The sequence below is a fragment of the Halovivax cerinus genome (genome assembly GCF_024498195.1).
Classification (GTDB): Archaea; Halobacteriota; Halobacteria; order Halobacteriales; family Natrialbaceae; genus Halovivax; species Halovivax cerinus.
Map to the genome: position 1 here is coordinate 2,944,413 of NZ_CP101824.1, position 19,107 is coordinate 2,963,519.

Here is a 19,107-nt window from a genome sequence, read left to right on the forward strand (position 1 = left end):
GCCACGAATCGGACGGTGATTCGGAGTTCAGTGTGAATCGGTGTCTGTCGCACGGTTCGGCGGGTCGCCGCCGCGGCGTAACGCCCGGATTACCCTCTCCTCAGCGTCTCTCGTTCGAATCGGCAACAAACACTATATGGCGATCGTTCGATTGCCGTATCAGTACTATGGTCGCAGTCGACGCACAGATTCTCGGCGGTGTTGCGGTGACGGTGTTGCTCGCCCTCCTGTTCTTCGGCGTCGTCGTCCTCTGGGACGTCGCACTGGCGCTTCGCGGCGTGGCGGACAAGGTCGACAAACTCGAAGATACGGTCGACGACGATCTCACGGACCTGGAACGAGCGGTGGCCGGTTCGTCGGGGGCCGGCGGTCCGCAGGTACACCTTCGCGGTGGAGGAACGATTACCCCGGGTGGGACGCACACGGCCCCCCAGGCGGACTCCCGAGCGCAGACAACCGAGCGACCCACGCAACCGTCGCACGTATCGACTCCGGGACAGCGGTCCGGTGCCCCACGGTCCGAACCGCGCGCGGATCGACGGACCTCCCCTGAAGCACGGCAGGCGAACACCGGTCCCGACCACCGACCGACCGACGGTGCCGACGAACGTTCTGACGAACCGGTAGAGTCAGATACCGACGTGGCGGAGCGATCTGAGTCGACTGACGAGTCGCCCAGGGACGAATCGACCGCTTCGCGCGAACGCCTCGGTGCGGATCCGACACCCGTCAACCGATCCCATCGCGACCCCCGTGAGACGGACTCGAGCCGGACAGATCGAGACGAGCGATCGGAAGTGAGTAATCGCGGACGGTTCGTCGCGTCACCCGACAGAACCCCGTGGTACCGAACGGAACTCGATCGGGCGGCCGTCAGCGACGGTCGGTCCCCGATCGCCGGTGAACTCGAATCCGGTGACGCCCCTGAAACGCCATCGGGCGACGTCACCGTGGAGACCGACGGACCACCGAACGAGAGTGACGATCCGATCGTGGTCGATCGGGACGGTGCCGCGTCGATGAGTCCATCTGACGATGGTTCCGGTTCAGCAGGCACGGACGCGTCCCTGTCGTCGGGATCGGAATCGGACGGAATCGGTGAACGGGAAGGGGAGGAGGAGCCCACTGATGCGTCTCCATCCCTGGATACCGAGACGGCCACAGACGAAACCACTGCTGCATCGACCGACGACGACGGCGGACGGAACGCTGTCACCAGCGACCACCACGACGCCGTCGATCGGGACGATCCCACTGCCGCAGAGTCGACCGAAGACGGGTCGATCGTGACGACGTCGGAGAACGCTGCTGGGACAGAACATGGCGACGACGAACGGTCGATCGTCAGAGACGTCCAGTCTGACACGGAACCGAGTGACGACGTCGAGGCTGGCCGCAGTGAGGGGGCTGAAACGGACACCCCGGTCGAGGAAGGAGTGACCGAATCGGCGGCGTCAGACGACGGAGCGGTGACCGAGGAGGCGGCGGGCGCTGACGACGAGGCGGCGGGCGCTGACGACGAAGCGGCGGGCGATGACGACGAGGCGGCGGGCGCTGACGACGAAGCGGGCATGGGTGGTGACGAAGCACCTGTGCCGGAGACCGATTCACCGACGCCGATCGTGGATCGCGTGGAATCGGAATCGGATCCCCAATCTGGCACCGACGAGGACGCCTCGAATTCTGGATCCGGTAGCGACACCACGGCCGCCGGGCAGAGCGAAACTGCGGGTGACGACCCGACCGCAGCGGACGACGAATCGGAGACGGGGGACGACCCCTCTCTTCAGGACGGCGATGAACCAGGCGACGGTTCAGAGACGGGTGATGGGTTCGAAACGGATGATACCCTCGACCCGGACGACGGAATCGAGTTCACGTTCGAAGAGTTTTCCCCGCCGGAGACGACTGAGCCGTCGATCACGATCGACGACGCCGTCGAGGCGATCAACGACAGTGTTCCGGAGCTATCGCGCTCCACTCACGGTGTCGACGCGTCGGCCGAGGTAGACGACGACGCCGTCGTTCTCGTCTACGACCTCGAAACGACCGACGCGACGGACGCGTCGACGCGCCTGCTCCGCTACCAGTTACAGAGCTTCGCTGCCCAAAGCGACGCCGACGTCGACGTCACGGTCTCCGGGAACCGAATCGTCGTCGACATCCCGGACGCTGACGGGACCGACGTCTCACAGTGGGAGGCAGCCATCGTCGAAGTCATCGACCGAACACTCTATCTCTCTGACACCGGCGAGTAACGCACACGTCCATCGAGTCTCACCTGATCGCCCCCCTCGGTCGGATCCCCTAGATCGTGTCGACAGATCCTCACTACTTTTAGTCGCCCAGTGGAACGATCGCGCCCCGGTCGCGTGCGAACCCGTCGATCGAGCCCTTTTTCGTGGTGGCCGATCCAGTCCGTCTGTGCGTATCGAGAACAGCTTCATTCCCGTGCGGGGCGTCGGGGAGAAGACCGAACGCAAACTGTGGAAGGCGGGGGTGACACACTGGGACGAGTTCGAGCACGACGTTGTCGGTCCGACGCTTTCGACTCGTATCGAGACGTTTATCGAAACTGCCAGCGATCGACTCGAACGGGCCCAGTACGGGTTCTTCGCCGACTGCCTCCCAGCAAACTCCCAGTGGCGGCTCTTCGAGAACGCAGGATCGGACGCCTGTTATCTCGACATCGAGACGACCGGATTGAGTCGCCACCGGGACGTGGTCACGACCGTATCGATGCACCAGGGCGGGTCGACCGAAACGCTCGTTCGAGGGCGCGACCTCACGCGGCAGCGACTGGCGGAGCGACTGGCCGATGCTCCCTTGCTCGTCACGTTCAACGGACGACGGTTCGACGTGCCGTTCATCGAGCACGCCTTCGACCTGGACCTCCAGGTGCCACACATGGATCTCTACTCCGCTTGCCGTACCGTCGGGTTGTCCGGTGGTCTCTCCGACGTCGAACGTCAGTTCGGAATCGAACGGGACGACCCAGATATCTCGGGCCGGGACGCCGTCCGCCTGTGGCACGAGTACGAACGCGGCGACGAGGCGGCGCTCGAGACGCTCGTCCGCTACAACCAGGCAGACACGATCAACCTGGAACCGATCGCGCGCGACGTCACGAGTCGACTCCACGACTCGGTGTTCGGGACCGTTCGACGATCGGGCGACGAGACGTGACGCGCCGCTGGTACCGACGCGGTGGCTACTGGACGTTCGGATCGACGACGGAGACGGTCCCCTCGCTCGTCACCTCGACTTCGTACCCGCAGAAGCGAAAGCAAACCGACCCCTTCGTCGTGCTATCGGACGCAAACAACGCGTCCAGCGCGTCCGGATCACACACCCGATAGAGCGAGTCGTACTCAGGCGGTCTGAGTGCCGTCGGATCGACGCCCTCGTGTTCTGCGACCGCCGTGACGATCGCGATACTCGGTGGCTCTTCTACCCCCCGGGATCGGTCCGCTGAGGCCAGCATTGGCACACTCCAACCCTCCGGTAGCCATAAACCTACCGAGATCTGTCTATTCTTCCAAAAATTTGTAACTGAATCCGCCAATTGACTATTTAGAATTCTGAGATATGCAGAAACCGCTCTATGGGCCAGATAGACCAGCACGACAGTCACACGGTTGGTGCCGAGACGGCGGTCGGAGCGTCTGCTATCGGGTCCCACTCCTCACAAGCTGGATCTGCGCATCCTTCGACTACCCCCGTGTCTCACTATCGTATACGTGGACAGGACCCGTGGAATTGGATGTCCAACCGTGGCTACGACAGTCTCCACCGAAAAATTCTGGGGAACTCGTAATTCGAGGCGGGAACTCCTTTTTTGCTGGACAGCCCCCATCCGCTCCGCTCACCGTTGGTGTCCTCGCGATACGAACGAAGTGTCCCCCTCGCAAGCCAGGGGTGGATTGTGAACCACCTGAATTTCGGTCGCTTTGCTCCCTCGTTCCGTACTTCACATCCCACGTCCGCACTTCGCGCCTCCCTTCGTTCGACGCAGACTGCCTCGCGGTTCGCTCCGCTCATTGCTCGGGACACCGTGATTCTCACTCCGTTCGAATCACGCAAGCCAGGGGTGGATTGTGAACCACGGTCGATCGCTTCCGCGCTCACTCCGTTCGCGAGACTGCGCTCTCCCTGATTCAAATCCCACAGACGGATCGTGCCGCTCGCGAATTGCTCGCGGCACCGAAGCCAGGGGTGGGATTTGAACCCACGAAGTCTCGATTACAAGTCGAGTGCATGAACCGCCCATGCTCCCCTGGCGCGACGTGGCACGCAATCGGTGGTTAGCGGTCGCCCTTTGAGTGTGTATCGCTTTTGTCTTTCCCGTCCAGGGACCGTTCCAGGACGCGGCGGCGGGTTTCGTAGCCGTGATCGTCGTAAAACGCCCGGGCGCGTTCGTTCGCTTCGAGTACCTCCAGTCGGCAGACGTCGGCCCCTCGCTCGGCGAGGGCGGTTTCGGCCGCTTCGAGTAACTCACCACCGATTCCCTGCCCACGGTGGTCGGGCCGAACCCAGATATTCGAGAGCAGTCCCCGTGTCTCATCGAAGGCGATGGTCTGCGTTTCGATCGTCACCGTCGCGAACCCGACGATAGATCCAGTCTCCGACGACGCGTCGGAGCCGGGCCGGCGAGCGACGATGAGGCCGCCTGCCGACTGGTGGGCCGAGAGGAGGTGAGAGATCGCCTGGCGGTTCTCTTCGACGGAGACCGCGGAACCGTGCTCGCGCTGTTCGGCGGCGAGGCGAAGCCAGCACTCGACGACCACATCCACGTCGTCGGGCGTCGCCGGTTCAATCACCGGCCGATCGTTTCGGGGCATCTGCTATGGCGTCGACGGCGACGAGCGAGTCGCCGGTCAAGAGCGTGAGAGCGGCACCGCCGCCCGTACTCACGTGCGTGAATCCGTCGATCCCGAGGGCGTTCATGGCAGAGGCGGTGTCGCCGCCACCGACGATGCTCGTCTCCACGTCGGCCGCAGCCCGGTACAGCGTTCGCGTGCCGGTCGCAAAGACATCTCTCTCGTAGACACCGGCCGGTCCGTTCAGAATCACTGTCCGCGACTCGTCGAGGACGGTCTCGTATCGGTCTAGCGTCTCCTGGCCGACGTCCATGGCCGGTTCGTCGTCGCCGGGCGGGAGGTCATCGAGGCCGAGTTCTACCCGCTCACCGTCTCGGTCCACGGCAACGTCTGACGGGAACTCGATCCGATCGCCGTAGTCGTCGAGGAGTAACGCCGCGCGCTCGATCTCGTCCCAGTATCCCCGTTCGTATATGAAGTCAGTACTCGCTTTGCCGATGTCCTCGTCGGCGGCCGCCAGAAAGACGTTTCCCACGACGCCGGCGGTGAGAACGGTGTCGGCGAGGTCGCGTGCGAGTACATCGCGCGCCGCGTCGATCGATCCGGACACTTTCGCACCCCCCAGGACGTAGGTTCTTGGGTTGTCGGTGGTAGCGATATCGTCCAGTACTTCGAGTTCGCGCTCCATGACGAGTCCAGCGTAACTCGGCAGCACGCGTGGAAAACCGACCAGGGATGGTTGCGATCGGTGGGACGCTGCGAAGGCATCGTTGACGTAGACGTCGAAGACGGGCGCGAGTCGTGTGACGAGGTGTGTCGACGCCGCGACGTCCGGTTCGAGCGTCATGTACTCCTCGCTGTAAAAGCGCGTATTCTCGAGAACGACACATTCGCCGTCGTCGAGTGCGTCGACGGCCGCCCTGGCGGACTTACCGTGCGTTTCGTCGACGTACCCGACCGGCGCGTCGAGGAGGGTGTCCAACCGACGGGCGTGCGGTTCCAGCGTCGAAAACGAGTCACCGCCGCCAGGGCGTCCCTGGTGGGCTAACACCGCGACGCGGGCGTCCGCTTCGAGGAGAGTTTCGAGCGTACCGACGTGTGCCCGAATTCGAGAATCGTCGAGGAGCGAACCGTCTTCGACGGGGCTGTTGATGTCCACGCGACAGCCGACGACGGTCCCTCGGGCGTCGAGATCGTCGAGGGTGTTGATCATCAGTCGGAGGTCCACTGGCCGGCCCGAAAGGTCTTACTATCGGACCGATACGCGATCGAACGTCGTCAGATCGATCGACAATCGTTGCAGACGAGCTGGCCGTTTCGTTCCCGAAGCGACTCGGCGAACGTCCCGCAACTGTCACAGACTCCCTGCGTGGTGTAGTCCGTCCCGCCGTTCGTTTCGACACCCTGAGCGACAGTGTCGGCCGCCATCGCCATCGGTTCGGAGTTGCCGACGGTCGTCGTCCCGCTGAACGACCCCGCGGCGGCGATGACGTCGCGCTGTGTCAACACGCCGACGATACCCTCGTCGTCTTCGACGACCAGGTTCCTGATCGCGTCTCTCGCCATCACGCCCGCTGCGTCGGTGAGCGATCTGTCCGGCTCGATAGTGAGTACCGGCGAGGACATGACCGATCCGACGGTGACCGTATCCGGATCCTGGCCGGCTTCGACGACACCCATGACGTCCCACTCGGTCATGATGCCGACCGCACTCGAACCCCTGACAACGAGAACTGATCCCGCTCGCTCGGCCCGCATGAGTTCGACTGCACCTCGAACGCTGTCCGATTCGCTGACGCCGACGTACGACGTCGTCAGGACGTCTTTGACCGACACCTCCGTTTCCATGATAGTCTATAACACACAGTTGCCCTAAAAGCTAGCCCCGATACGCTTATTCCCGCCTGACGAGTAGTACTCACGGACGATTCAACGGTCCACTGACCGCCGTTCGCGGGCGTCAGATCACTCCCAGCCGAGGGAGAGTCGCCGTCCATCTGCCCGGCAGTGTTCGAGTTCGTGCTTGGCGCTCATTCCGGCTTCGTGTGCCGTCTCGCCACGACCGACGCCGACGCGCAGTTCGACCTCGACTGCCGATTCGACGTGGTCGACGGCGTCCTCGTAGGCCGTCCGATCCAGATCGGGACAGACGGCGATGACGTTGTCACCCCCGACGAAGAACGAGAGACTGTCGTGGGCGCGTCGCATGTACCGCATCAGCGCGGCGTAGCCCTGTTCGATCTCGATGAAGCTGTCGAACGCGTTGAGTTCGTCGGTGTACTCGCCCGTCGCGTCGACGACGTCGAAGTGTGCGATCTGTACGTCGTCCGGAGCTCGAAACTCGTCGTCGACGATACGGCCGTCCAGTATCTCCCGGCGCCCATCGTCCTGGGCGCTGCCGGCGTCCTGAACGAGTGTCGTGGCGTCGGACAGTGCCTGGATCGGTGTTCGTCCCGTCGCCACGCCGATACTGACCGTCACGGGATAGCGATTCGAGATGGATTCCTGGAGCAACTCGTGATCCGTCACGTCCAGCCCGTTGGTCACCGCGATCATGTTGTCGAAGCGGGTGAAGAAGACGTAGCCGTCCCTCGCGCCGACGTACTGCGAGATATCGGCGAAGAGGCGAGATTGGAGCGTCTGGAGGTCCGCTTCGCGTCGCGGCTCGGGAGTGACCGTCCACGGCCCGTAATTGTCTATCTGGAAGAGTGTAACCTGCGTGTTCGTCACGGTGAGTGAACGATGCCACCACCATCGGATAAGTGATACGCAATCCAAATTCGTGATGGAGCGGTAGCTGTCCAGACGGTCACGCCTCAGGCGGGCTTTCGCTCCGGCTCTGCACCCTGCGGGTGATACTCCCAGCAATCGCCCGAACGCATGGCGTCGCCGACGGCCTGGTGCATGTCGACGATAGTCTCGAACTCGTCCGGTTCGACGTACTCGAAGATGTCGGAGAGTGCGACGACGCGTCGGTGGTTGACGCGGATGGGATCGTCGCCGAATTCAGCGACGAACGCGTCTCGGTCGAGCGGGAAGTCCTCGTCCTCGTCGACCTTCTTGGCGATGATGGCCATGTCGTACTTGCGGCCCTCCTCGCTTCCCTCCTCGCCGTCCGGGTCGTGCGGCCAGTCCATACGTCGTCTCTCGTCGGTGGCGGCAAAAACGTTACTCACGCACTATCTGTCAGGGTTCGGTCACAGACTCGTTCGCCAGGCGTCGATCACCGACCGCATCTCACACCCGGCGTTCACTCTCGAATCGCTCGATCCTGCGCGGCCAGTTCCGCCAGCAGTTCGTCCCGGTGTTCGTCGAGCAACGGTGCACGGGAGCGTGGTTCAGGGTTCGTCTCGGTCATCTTGATAGCGCTTCCGGCGATGTGAACGGACTCGTCCGTCCCCGGTTGGTCGACCTCGTAGAGCATATCGCGGTCGTGGACGTGGGAGTCAGAGAAGATGTCCTCTGTGTTCTGGACGGGCGCTACGGGGACGTCACCTTCGAGTCGGTCGATTACGTCGGCCGTCTCGTGCTCGCGCATCCAGGCGGCGAGTTCGTCGTAGAGGACGTCGCGATCGGCCAGCCGGTCGGCAGGGGTCGGATAGTCCGCCGCGAGGTCCGGTCGATCGATCGCCTCGCAGAACCGACGCCAGTGATTGGTCCCGAACGCGGAGACCACGACGTACCCGTCTTCGACTTCGAACGCGTTGTACGGAAAGAGGGTGGGGTGTGCGTTGCCACAGCGAGTCGGCGGCTCCCCCTCGTAGGACTGGAGGTAGATGGCACGCTCGGTCATGCTGATCATCGAGTCGTACATCGCCGTGTCGACGTACTGTCCCTCACCCGTTCGGTCGCGGTGATGGACCGCGCCGAGGATGCCGATACAGTTGAGCGTCGCGGTAAACAGGTCACCGATCCCTGGACCGACTTTCATCGGCGTCCCGTCCGCCTCTCCGGTGATCTCCATGACGCCGCCGAGCGCCTGCGCGATGATGTCGAAGGCCGGCTGACCCTGCCGGTCGGTCTCGCCCGTCCGCGGGTCGCCGAAACCCCTGATCGAGGCGTAGATCAGTTCGGGATTCCGATCCAACAGGTGCTCGTAGGAGAGATCGAACGACTCCATCGTCCCGGCGCGATAGTTCTCGACGACGACGTCAGCCGTCTCGACGAGATCCAGGAACGTCTCGCGGCCCGCTTCGCTCCCGAGATCGAGTTCGATGCTCCGTTTGCCGCGATTTACGCTCTGGAAGTAGCCGCCGTAGGGTTCCTCGTCCGGGTCGTCGACGAACGGTGGATTCGATCGAATCAGGTCGCCACCAGGTCGTTCCACCTTCACGACGTCCGCGCCCATGTCCGCGAGCAACATCGTACAGTACGGCCCGGCGAGCACCTGCGTCAGGTCTAGTACGCGCAGGTCCGAGAGTGCTCCCATGACGCGGCATAACGCGAAGACTGGGTTAACCCTTACTACACCCCCGAGCGTTGCGATGGACTTTCCCGCCCGGGACTGCTGCGGGCCATGGTACAGACACACATTCAATGGCATATAAGGCGTTTTATCATGATAAACCATTATCTTTAAGCCCCAATCTATCATGGTTCCGCATCCATGCCGACAACCGTCGTCCTCGGGGTGATCGGTTCCGACGCGCACGTCGTCGGAGTGACGATCCTCGAACGGGCACTGGAAGGGGCGGAGTTCGACGTGATCAATCTCGGCGTCCAGAGTAGCCAGGCCGAGTTCGTCGATGCCGCGGCGGCGCACGACGCCGAGGCGATCCTCGTCTCGTCGCTGTACGGACACGCCGAACAGGACTGTGCGGGCCTCCACGACCGTCTCGAGGACGCGGGTGTAGACGCCGTTACGTACATCGGCGGAAATCTCTCAGTGGGGCAGGACGACTTCGAGAAGACGCGAGCGACCTTCGAGACGCTCGGGTTCGACCGCGTCTTCGACCCGGAGTCGGGTCCGACCGAGGCTATCGCCGCACTCCGTCGCGATCTGCAGCTGAACGCGACCGAAAGCGAACGGCTTCGGGTGTCGTCCTGACCGAATGGTTCGAGACGAACGCCTCGCGTCTGACGAGTTACGGCGGATCGACGAGAGCGTGCGAGGGACCTATCCGACCGGCGACGAGGTCGACTTCGAGGATGCGCTCGCGTTTCACGACTCGCTCGCACCGGAGAAGTCGTTCGCGACCGTTCTCGAGTCCGCGACGGGACCGCTCTTGCAGCCACGTGCCGGCGTCGCGCGGCTCGACGAGCAGATCGATCTCCTCGCGTTCCTCCACGAACGGGGTGGCGCAGATCTCCTCCCGACGACGATCGATTCGTACACGCGCGACAACGAGTACGGGAAAGCCAGCACCGGTCTCGAACGGACACGAGAGACGGGTGCGGACGCGCTCAACGGCTTTCCAGCTGTCAATCACGGCGTCGAAGGCTGCCGTGAACTGATCACGTCCGTCGACGCCCCGATCGAAGTGCGCCACGGCACGCCCGACGCCCGGTTGCTCGCCGCTATCACCCTCGCTGGCGGCTTCCAGAGCTTCGAAGGAGGTCCGATCTCCTACAACATCCCGTACACGAAGCGTGGGAACCTGGCCGAGACGATCGAACACTGGCAGTTCGTGGACCGCCTCGCAGGACTCTACACCGAACACGGCGTGCGCATCAACCGCGAACCGTTCGGTCCACTGACCGGAACGCTGGTCCCACCCTCGATCGCCATCGCGATAATGGTGATCGAAGGACTTCTTGCGGCGACGCAGGGCGTCCGCTCACTGACGCTCGGGTACGGCCAGGTGGGGAACGTCGTCCAGGACGTCGCCGCGCTGCGAGCGCTGCGGGCGCTCGGCGAGGAGTACCTGCCAGACGAGGTCACGGTCACGACCGTCTTTCACGAGTGGATGGGCGGGTTTCCACCGGACGAAGCACGCGCGAACGGCGTCATCGGCCTCGGTGCCGTGACGGCCGCGATCGCGCGACCGGACAAGGTGATCACCAAGTCCCCACAGGAGTTCCAGGGCGTCCCGACCAAGGAAGCGAACGCCGCCGGACTGCGAACGACGAGACAACTCATGGACATGGCGATGGAGCAGCGACTGGACATCGACGGCATCGAGGCGGAACGGGACCTGATCGAGCGCGAAACCAGATGTCTGATAGACGCCGTCTTCGAACACGGTGACGGTGACGTCGCGGCGGGAACCGTCCGCGCGTTCGAAACCGGCGCGCTCGACGTCCCATTCGCGCCGAGCGAGAGTGCGAACGGGGCCTGCCTGCCCGCGCGAGACGACGACGGTCGAGTGCGACTCTTCGACCCGGGGGACCTGGCGCTCGACGACGAGCTCGTAGAGATTCACGCGGCGCGGCTCGAACGCCGAGCCGAGACGGAAGACCGTTCCACCTCGTTCCACATGGTCGCCGACGACGTCGACGCGATCAGCAACGGCCGCCTCATCGGCCGACCGACCGACGCCGACGGATCCGGAGGGGTGTCGGATGCAGATTGAGTCGATCTCGGCGACACCGGGTGTCACCGGCTTCTACGCGGACGACCAGCGAGCCATCGCGGACGGCGCCTCCCAGGACGGATTCGTCTACGAGGGCGACCCCGTCACCGAGGGCTTCGATCGGATTCGACAACCCGGCGAATCGCTCATCGTCACGATAGATCTGTCAGACGGCGACGCAGTCCGCGGGGACTGCGCCGCGGTCCAGTACAGCGGCGCCGGTGGCCGGGACCCACTGTTCCGTGCTACGGACCACGTATCTACGGTGGAGGGGCCGATCCAGGACGCGTTATCCGGACACTCTGCCGACGCCTTTGCGGAGAACGCAGCGACGATCGAGGAGCTGTCGGTCGACGGCGATCGGCTGCACACGGCGATACGGTACGGCATCTCGCAGGCGTTGCTCGCGGCCGCGGCGAGAGCGAGGCGCACGACGATGACCGACGTCGTCGCCGACGCGATCGACGCGACGCCGGCGACGAGGCCGATTCCGGTCTTCGGCCAGTCCGGCGACGAGAGGTACGAAAACGCGGAGAAGATGCTCCTCTCCAGGGTTCCCGTCCTGCCCCACGGACTGTTCAACAGCGTCGAGAAGGTCGGTACCGACGGCGACCGGTTACGGCAGTATCTCGAGTGGCTCTCCGATCGAACCGCGGAACTCGGCGGTCGCGAGTACGAGCCGACGTTCCACGTCGACGTCTACGGGACGATCGGCACGCTATTCGATCCGCCGTACGACCGTCCCGCGGTCGTCGAGTACGTCGCCGAACTGGCCGCCGCCGCGGCGCCGTACTCGCTCCAGATCGAAGGTCCGGTGGACGCCGGCGACCGCGAGGCCCAGCTCGCGGCCATGGGCGAACTCCGCGACGGTCTCGCCGACGCGGGCGTCGACGTGGACATCGTGGCGGACGAGTGGTGTAACACCCTAGACGACGTGCAGGCGTTCGTCGACGCGGGCGCCGCGGACGTGGTTCAGGTGAAGACACCGGACCTCGGCGGTCTGCAACGGAGCGCGGCGGCCGTCCGCTACTGCGAGGGGACGGAGACCCGGGCGTACCTCGGCGGCACCTGTAACGAGACCGCGACGTCTGCCCGGGCGACGGCCCACGTCGCACTCGCGACGAAGGCCGCCCAGGTGCTCGCCAAACCGGGAATGGGCTTCGACGAGGGCCACATGATCGTCGAGAACGAGATGCGACGAACCGTCGACAGGCGGCGACGGCGTACGACAGACGCCTCGCAAACGGACGTCGCCGGACGTGGCGGTGACGCCAGATGACCGAGTGGACCGACCCCGAAACGTTCGGTCGTCTCGTCGACGCGACGACTACGCTTGAAACCGGCCACTACGCCGATTTCTTCGAAGAAGGTGACGTTATCGAGCACGACCCAGGCCTGACGCTCTCTCGCTGGGGGGCCGAGCAGTGGACCGGCCAGACGCTCAATCACGATCCGACGTACTGGCGGTCGGACCGCGCGAGCGAGAACGGGTACGACGAACCGCCGATCCATCCCGACTACGTGCTCGCCGCGACACTCGGCGTCACCGTCTGCGACTTGAGCGAGAAGGGCGGCTACTTCCTCGGTCGCACCGACGTTCGGTTTCACCGGGACGTGTATCCGGGAACCGAACTCAGGGTCGAGAGTCGAGTGCTGTCCGTCGACGAATCCCGCTCTCGCCCATCCTATTCCATCGTAACCTGGCGAACGACTGGAACCGACGCGGTGACTGGCGACGCCCTGTGCTCGTACGAACGGACGAACATGATTCCACGCCGGGAACCCGTCCGCACGGACGACCCGACCGATTCGGGCGCCGATACGGACGAATCGACTGTCGACAGGAACGGTTCGACTGACGAATCGATGGACGAATCCACTGACGACCCGACCGGTTCGAGTGACGATTCGGCGGACGAATCGACCGTCGACGACGGGCCGACCGGGCCGTTCGTCGCGCCGGACGGCCCGTACTTCGAGGACCTCGTCGAGGCGCTCGAAACGGCGTCCGACCGGGGCGGCCACGTCGCCTACACCCACGAACGCGGCCGCACCATCGACGACGTGACGGTCGCCGCGCTCCCGCTCTCGACGTTGAACACGGCGAAGCAACACCACAACGCGGACGCTATGGCCGACGCGCCGTCGGGCGACGTCGTCGCGTACGGCGACGTCACCAGATCGATCGCACTCGGCCACGCTCGATCCGACGAGGCGACGTACCGAGAACTCGGCTTCGACGACGAGCGATTCCACGCGTTCGTCACGCCTGGGGATACGATCTACGGGTTTACTCGCGTCCTCGAAGCCGTCGACGACACAGCGTCGGATCGACCAGCTACCGAGCCGGCAGCTGAGTTCGCGGGGGCTGTGCCCGACGATCGAGCCGGAATAGTCCGGTTCGAACACGTCGCCTTCAACCAGGCCGAGGAACCGGTGTACTCGGGCTTCCGAACGGCCGCGATTCGAAAACGAGCGACCCACCACTCACAGACCATATGAACACGAACCACACGACACGACTCTGCCGAAGCTTCCAGACCGCCCCGGCGGCCGTCGCGAAAGCCGACACGGCGAAGTACCTGCGATCGGGACTCACAGCCGAGGGATTCGAGGCACCCGACTGGCTCGTTCCGGACCTGGAGGACGGAACGGCACCGTCGATGAAGGATGCGGCCCTCGAGAACACGATCGAGCTGCTCGACGAGCACGAGTTCGCCGGTGAGATCTGGCCCCGCGTCGAGTGGAGCTACGACGATGCACGGCTCCGAGAGCGTGGCGGCGAGCAGATCCAGTCGCTCGTCGCCGAAGCGACGGAGTCGATCGACGGCGTCGTGGTCCCGAAGGTCGGCGGCGTCGACGATTTCCGGCGCGTGCTAACCGTCCTCGACGACGTGACCGAGTCGGCGGGCGTCTCGTCCGAGGCGGTCGGACTCGCGATAATCCTCGAGACGGCTCGGGCTCGATCGGCAGTGGGCGACATCGCTCGAATCGGGGCCGACTCGGTCCTCGAGGCCATCGTCTTCGGCCCAGTCGACTACACCGCCGAGCTCGGCGGGCGTGATCTCGGCGACGGCCGGCCCCGGTGGGACAACGTACTGGAAGCGCTCTCCATCGAGACCAGCGCGAACGGACTTCTGTCCATCGGCGGGCCGTTCGACCAATTGTATACGACGCGGGCGGGCGTGACTGCGTATCGCGCCGACGAGTACGCGTCGCAGGTCGAACGCGAGGCCCACCTCGGCCTCGACGGCTCCTGGTCGCTCCACCCGAAGCAAACCGTCCAGGCGAATCACGTCCACATGCCACGCCCAGCAGAACTCGACCGGGCGATCGACCGCATCGAACGTGCGACGGCCGCCCTCGAGGACGGTACCGGCGCTGTCGCGATCGACGGCCAGATGATCGACGAGGCGACGATCAAGAACTTTCGAAACGCCGTCTCGATGGTCAGGACGATCGACGAGCGCGCACCGGCACAGACCGCCGCCCAGTACGACGACGAATCGCTCGAACGGGCCCGGGCGATCGATATCTCTTCACCGTAACGTCCGTCGGTCTCACAGCGACCGGTCGGCCGGACCTCCTTTCGAACGGACATCCGATAGTTTTACAACGTCGAGTTGAGTACCGTGGTGGCGAGTTGACCCACACGAATGGCGACGGACGATAGCCGACGATGTATCCGCTGTCGGTGCGAGCCAGGCTACAACAGGGCCGTCATCGATCTCGTCACGAACACCGCGGTGGGAGCGCTCTGTCGAAATTGCGAACTCGACGTGGTTCCCGATACCGATCGGTTCGAACGCGATTCCGCAGACGGCACCTGCGGGTGCCCTGGCTGTGCCCGCGACAGCACCGTCTCGTTCCCGCGCTGGCTCCCACAGACGACCGTCTCTAACGGCGTGGTCGAATCGCGCGTCGACTACACGAGAGACGACCGGCCGTTCGCCCTCTGTGACGAACACGTCGACACACTCGTCTCCGGCGAATCGCTTCTCTCACCCCCGACACCTGCCGCGTCGGAACACCGGTAGGCAGACCGACGGACACGCGATTCAGTTGGGTGGATCGCGTCGCTCTCCCTCATCGGTGGTCTCGAAGTGACTACGAGTCGTCTGTGGGAGTGGGCTTCGACCCACGTGAAGACGGTCCTGCGAACCTCCCTCCGTTCGGCTGCGCGGACTGAGACTGGTTTCCTTCAAATCCAACGTGTCCGCTTCGCTCCTCACGTCCGTTCGTCGCAGAAGCGGTGGGATGGGATTTGAACTACCCCCGAGAACCTGTTCGCTACGCTCACAGAACCTCGGTATAATTCAAATCCCACCATACCTCGCTGTCGCTCACGGATTGTTCGCGACAGCAACGGTGGGGATGGGATTTGAACCCATGAGGCTGACGCCACCTGCTTTCAAGGCAGGCGCAATAGGCCGCTCTGCCACCCCACCACACGTGGTGGTTTTCGGTCCGGTACAAAAGCGTTGTCGGTCCCACTTATCGACTGTCTTCGGAGCGGAGAACGTGGGCGTCAAGTTCGAGCCGATCGATAGCCGTCGCCGTCGATTCGGGGATCGGGTCCCCCGCGGCGCGGCGGGCATCGATTCCGGCGATCGTGGCGGCGAGTCCCGTCACCGTCGTGAGTCGAGGCACCATGGGAGTGAAACCGATCGGGAGTCCAGTCGCCGCTGCTCGGTCGGCGAGCGTCGACAGCGCAGGGAATTCGAAGCCGTCTTCGAAATCGATCGGATCGGTAAAGGCGGCGAGGTAGACGTCGCCCGCACCGTCAGACCCGAGAACGATCGCGTCCCGTCGTGCTTTCATCGGGACGCCGTCGACGTCCGATCTGCGAACCAGCGGTGCCAGCGGATCGACGACGCAGACGGAGGCGGCGTCTTCCCGTTCGAGCAGGTGCGTGACGGTGTTTCCCATTCGCGCGGCGTGAGTCGAGCCGACCTGACGTTCGAATCGGACCTCCTCGCTCCCGAGCGCGCCCTCCACCAGGTCCCGACAGGCCGCTTCGGGATCGTCGGGTCGATCCGTTTCGGGAAGCGTTTCTCCGTCGCGATAATTGACGAGCAGTTGACCACCACTCGCGTGTGCAGTATTCAGGACGTCCGTGACGGACGCCTCGTAGAGCGCCTCGACGGCGCTATCGTCGAGTTGATCCGCTATCGACAGTCGAGACGACGCACACTCCGCCCACGGTGGATCGACGGGCACGACGACGATCATGGACCCACCGACGCGTTCGGGGCCCATGAACGCGCCGTTTCGACTCCGGGTGTCGCCGTCTACCCCTACGATTACATCGGAGCGGGTACTCCGTTGACCCATGCATCCGCGAACCAATGGATCGCGAACGCTGAAACGACGACTCGGTGGCGCGCTCGGCACGCTGGTCGTGATTCTCACCGCCACACTCGGTACGTACGGCCTCGTCAGCGGCTACGTTCTCGACCCGACCTCGGCGCTCTCGACGACGGCGGCCGCTCTCGTCGCTCTCGCCGTGATCGCCTTCGTCGCGATTCTGTCCACGATCGGTTCCCGCGGTGGTGGGTGGCTGGACACGCCGTACTGGTGAGTCACCGATCGCGTCGCCCCTTCGTCTGCCGATAGTCCGAAGCCATGATCTCGGCGAAGGCGACGACCCAGTCGTCCAGTCGCTCGTCCGTCGCAGCCGTCGGGGCGACCATCGGAACGAGTTCGAACCCGCGTCCGCGAATCGGTTCGGCGTGGCAGTCGTCGATGTGAAGGTCGTCCGGGTTGCGGGTCGTGTACTCGGCGCCGAGTCTCGAGAGCGCCCGCTGGCCGATCGGGACCAGCAACTGCGGGTTGATCATCCGTATCTCGGCGTCGAGAAACGATTCGCAGGTACCAACCTCGTCGTCGGTCGGCCCGCGATCGGGGTGACGACACCGCGTCAGGGCCGTTACGTACGCGTTCTCGAGCCGGGGAGCGGCTGGATCGCTCGTCAAATCGCACAGACCCAGCCGACCGAGCGCCCGATGGAGGCGTGAGAAGTCGTCGACGCCAGCGAATGGGATCCCGGTCCGATCCGCCCGCCGGGTGGGTCGCTCGCTCACGAAGCAGAAGTCGGCCGCGACGTCGCCGTACCCGTGGACGACGGTCTCACGCGTCTCGCAGAGTCCAGGACAGTTCTGACAGTCCTCGTCCATCCCGAACGGATTCGACCGCGTCTCCGGTTCCATCGTCCGACGGTGGGCGGCCCGGACAAAAAAGCGACGCGGTGGGGCGGTCGTCGACACCGTCCGAGCGACCTAGCGGTCGAGGCCGCCTCGTTCGACGACTTCGAGGATGAACTTGACGTTGCGAATCACGTCTTCGGGATCGGTCTGCTCGTCGGGATCGTAGATGTCGCTCGTGCGATAGAGGATGTTCGAAAGTTGCTTGCGCTCGCTCGAATCGCCACGAACGTCGTCTGCGATCTCGCGAAGCACGGCCACGTGTTCGGGATCGGGTTCGAACTCGTCATCTGTCATGGGATCGTCGTCGGTCGTCGACCTCAGTCGTCGATCGGCGGAGCCGACCGGTTCGTTTCCGTGGCGATCGCCTGGCGGTGGACGATGCCGACGTTGTCCGTGATCTCGGCGGTCGCGTCGGCGAACGCCTCGGCCGTCTCGCCGTCACCGAGGACGGTCGGTTCACCCGCGTCCCCGCCCGCACGGACAGCAGGATCGAGCGGGATCGAACCGAGGAACGGGAGATCGTGGACGTCGGCGAAGGATTCACCGCCGCCGCTACCGAAGATGTCGTGCTGGCTCCCGCAGTCGGGACAGGCGAAGCTGGCCATGTTTTCTAAGATTCCCAGGACGACCGTCTCGTGTTCGGCGAACATCTCGAGTCCCTTGCGTGCGTCGTCGAGCGCGACGTCCTGCGGCGTCGTGACGATGACGGCACCGGTCACCGGCATCGTCTGGAGCATCGTCAGTTGCGTGTCGCCGGTTCCCGGCGGGAGGTCGACCACCAGGTAGTCCAGGTGGCCCCACTCGACGTCCTCGGTGAGTTGCGTGATGACCTTGTGGACCATCGGGCCGCGCCAGATGACGGGGTCGTCCTCGCCGACGAGAAACGCCATCGACATCAGCTTCACGCCGTACTTCTCGGGCGGAACGAGCGTCTCCTCGGCCGTGGCCATCGGCGGTTCGTCCGCATCTATCATCCGCGGCACGTTTGGGCCGTAGATGTCGGCGTCGAAGAGCCCGACCCGAGCGCCACGATCGGCAAGGCCGGCCGCGAGATTGACCGCCACAGTCGACTTGCCGACACCTCCCTTCCCGGAGGCGACCGCGATCACGTTTTTCACGTTCGGCAGTACCGCTTCTTCGTCGGGACGATCGTCCCGACCGGGGATACTCGCCGTGAGGTCTACGTCGACGTCCTCGTCGCTCAGTCGATTCGTGATCTCGCCGGCGAGATCGGTCTCCGCCGGTGAGTACGGTGCGCCGAGGGCGAGGTCGACCCGGACCGTCCCGTCGTCGACCGTCACGTCGTTTACCAGTCCGAGCGAGACGATGTCGTCGTCGAGGACGGGGTCCTCAATCTCCCGCAGGCAGTCGCGAACTGCGGCTTCGTCCATGTCGGAACATCGCGGTCGACGGTCGAAAAGGGTTGTGCTCGGCGGATGGCGGACACGAACCTCGTCACCCGACGAAGTCGAACTACGGTCCGCCGTCAGTCGGTGGGTCGGGTCGAGTTCCACGCCTCCGCTCGAAGCGACGACGTTGAGGGAGAACGGCGTCCACAGCAATCGATCG

At 64.4% G+C, this 19,107-nt stretch carries 20 protein-coding genes and 2 tRNA genes; 9 read left to right on the top strand and 13 right to left on the bottom strand.

Annotated features, from left to right (window positions below):
* Positions 1-167 precede the first annotated feature (167 nt).
* Positions 168-2,258, top strand: coding sequence for an AAA family ATPase (locus NO366_RS13895; protein ID WP_256531387.1), 2,091 nt, complete (start codon positions 168-170; stop codon positions 2,256-2,258).
* 166 nt (positions 2,259-2,424) lie between these two features.
* Positions 2,425-3,186, top strand: coding sequence for a ribonuclease H-like domain-containing protein (locus tag NO366_RS13900; protein WP_256531388.1), 762 nt, complete (start codon positions 2,425-2,427; stop codon positions 3,184-3,186).
* Between the two features lie 25 nt (positions 3,187-3,211).
* On the opposite strand, the gene ddfA is transcribed toward NO366_RS13900, so the two are convergent.
* The 8 genes from ddfA to mct all read right to left on the bottom strand — a co-directional run bounded on the left by ddfA (position 3,212) and on the right by mct (position 9,249).
* Positions 3,212-3,484 (bottom strand): DdfA family disk-determining factor, encoded by a 273-nt coding sequence (gene ddfA / locus NO366_RS13905; protein WP_256531389.1) that lies wholly within the window; start codon positions 3,482-3,484, stop codon positions 3,212-3,214.
* A gap of 723 nt (positions 3,485-4,207) precedes the next feature.
* A tRNA-Thr gene (locus NO366_RS13910) sits at positions 4,208-4,281 on the bottom strand.
* Between the two features lie 23 nt (positions 4,282-4,304).
* Positions 4,305-4,841, bottom strand: a complete 537-nt coding sequence (locus NO366_RS13915) for a GNAT family N-acetyltransferase (protein WP_256531390.1) — start codon at positions 4,839-4,841, stop codon at positions 4,305-4,307.
* A complete protein-coding gene (locus NO366_RS13920) occupies positions 4,813-6,033 on the bottom strand; it encodes a phosphoglycerate kinase (protein ID WP_256531391.1) in 1,221 nt (406 codons plus the stop codon). Before NO366_RS13920 ends, NO366_RS13915 begins: the two co-directional genes overlap by 29 nt.
* Positions 6,034-6,098: 65 nt before the next feature.
* Positions 6,099-6,668, bottom strand: coding sequence for a CBS domain-containing protein (locus tag NO366_RS13925; RefSeq protein ID WP_256531392.1), 570 nt, complete (start codon positions 6,666-6,668; stop codon positions 6,099-6,101).
* Between the two features lie 117 nt (positions 6,669-6,785).
* A complete protein-coding gene (locus tag NO366_RS13930) occupies positions 6,786-7,550 on the bottom strand; it encodes a GTP cyclohydrolase III (RefSeq protein ID WP_256531393.1) in 765 nt (254 codons plus the stop codon).
* An 86-nt stretch (positions 7,551-7,636) separates the two neighbouring features.
* The gene (locus NO366_RS13935; protein WP_256531394.1) at positions 7,637-7,957 is read right to left on the bottom strand and encodes a DUF5785 family protein; all 321 of its coding nucleotides are present in this window, start codon (positions 7,955-7,957) and stop codon (positions 7,637-7,639) included.
* Positions 7,958-8,070: 113 nt separating this feature from the next.
* Complete coding sequence (gene mct / locus NO366_RS13940) at positions 8,071-9,249, bottom strand: succinyl-CoA:mesaconate CoA-transferase (protein ID WP_256531395.1); 1,179 nt, start codon at positions 9,247-9,249, stop codon at positions 8,071-8,073.
* Positions 9,250-9,426: 177 nt separating this feature from the next.
* On the opposite strand from mct, the gene glmS reads away from it, so the two are divergent.
* The 6 genes from glmS to NO366_RS13970 all read left to right on the top strand — a co-directional run bounded on the left by glmS (position 9,427) and on the right by NO366_RS13970 (position 15,369).
* Positions 9,427-9,867 (top strand): methylaspartate mutase subunit S, encoded by a 441-nt coding sequence (glmS, locus tag NO366_RS13945; RefSeq protein ID WP_256531396.1) that lies wholly within the window; start codon positions 9,427-9,429, stop codon positions 9,865-9,867.
* A 4-nt stretch (positions 9,868-9,871) separates the two neighbouring features.
* On the top strand, positions 9,872-11,332 hold the full coding sequence (locus tag NO366_RS13950; RefSeq protein WP_256531397.1) for a methylaspartate mutase subunit E: 1,461 nt from the start codon (positions 9,872-9,874) through the stop codon (positions 11,330-11,332).
* A complete protein-coding gene (locus tag NO366_RS13955; protein ID WP_256531398.1) occupies positions 11,322-12,611 on the top strand; it encodes a methylaspartate ammonia-lyase in 1,290 nt (429 codons plus the stop codon). Before NO366_RS13950 ends, NO366_RS13955 begins: the two co-directional genes overlap by 11 nt.
* A complete protein-coding gene (locus NO366_RS13960; RefSeq protein ID WP_256531399.1) occupies positions 12,608-13,834 on the top strand; it encodes an acyl dehydratase in 1,227 nt (408 codons plus the stop codon). The genes NO366_RS13955 and NO366_RS13960 overlap by 4 nt, the downstream gene beginning before the upstream one ends.
* Positions 13,831-14,880 carry an L-malyl-CoA/beta-methylmalyl-CoA lyase gene (gene citE, locus NO366_RS13965; RefSeq protein WP_256531400.1) on the top strand — a complete coding sequence of 350 codons (1,050 nt, stop codon included), beginning with the start codon at positions 13,831-13,833 and terminating at the stop codon, positions 14,878-14,880. Before NO366_RS13960 ends, citE begins: the two co-directional genes overlap by 4 nt.
* Before the next feature lie 108 nt (positions 14,881-14,988).
* The gene (locus NO366_RS13970) at positions 14,989-15,369 is read left to right on the top strand and encodes a hypothetical protein (RefSeq protein WP_256531401.1); all 381 of its coding nucleotides are present in this window, start codon (positions 14,989-14,991) and stop codon (positions 15,367-15,369) included.
* A gap of 329 nt (positions 15,370-15,698) precedes the next feature.
* On the opposite strand, the gene NO366_RS13975 is transcribed toward NO366_RS13970, so the two are convergent.
* A tRNA-Ser gene (locus NO366_RS13975) sits at positions 15,699-15,780 on the bottom strand.
* A 46-nt stretch (positions 15,781-15,826) separates the two neighbouring features.
* Complete coding sequence (locus tag NO366_RS13980; RefSeq protein WP_256531402.1) at positions 15,827-16,564, bottom strand: hypothetical protein; 738 nt, start codon at positions 16,562-16,564, stop codon at positions 15,827-15,829.
* A 100-nt stretch (positions 16,565-16,664) separates the two neighbouring features.
* On the opposite strand from NO366_RS13980, the gene NO366_RS13985 reads away from it, so the two are divergent.
* Entirely contained in the window at positions 16,665-16,913 is a 249-nt protein-coding gene (locus NO366_RS13985; RefSeq protein WP_256531403.1) for a hypothetical protein, read from the top strand.
* Between the two features lies 1 nt (position 16,914).
* Here the strand turns inward: NO366_RS13985 and NO366_RS13990 are convergent, their stop codons facing one another.
* From NO366_RS13990 to NO366_RS14000, 3 genes are all read right to left on the bottom strand, one after another.
* Positions 16,915-17,508 (bottom strand): uracil-DNA glycosylase, encoded by a 594-nt coding sequence (locus NO366_RS13990; protein ID WP_256534030.1) that lies wholly within the window; start codon positions 17,506-17,508, stop codon positions 16,915-16,917.
* 102 nt (positions 17,509-17,610) lie between these two features.
* The gene (locus NO366_RS13995) at positions 17,611-17,832 is read right to left on the bottom strand and encodes a DUF7976 family protein (RefSeq protein WP_256531404.1); all 222 of its coding nucleotides are present in this window, start codon (positions 17,830-17,832) and stop codon (positions 17,611-17,613) included.
* 23 nt (positions 17,833-17,855) lie between these two features.
* Positions 17,856-18,929, bottom strand: coding sequence for an Mrp/NBP35 family ATP-binding protein (locus NO366_RS14000; RefSeq protein ID WP_256531405.1), 1,074 nt, complete (start codon positions 18,927-18,929; stop codon positions 17,856-17,858).
* Positions 18,930-19,107: the final 178 nt, after the last annotated feature.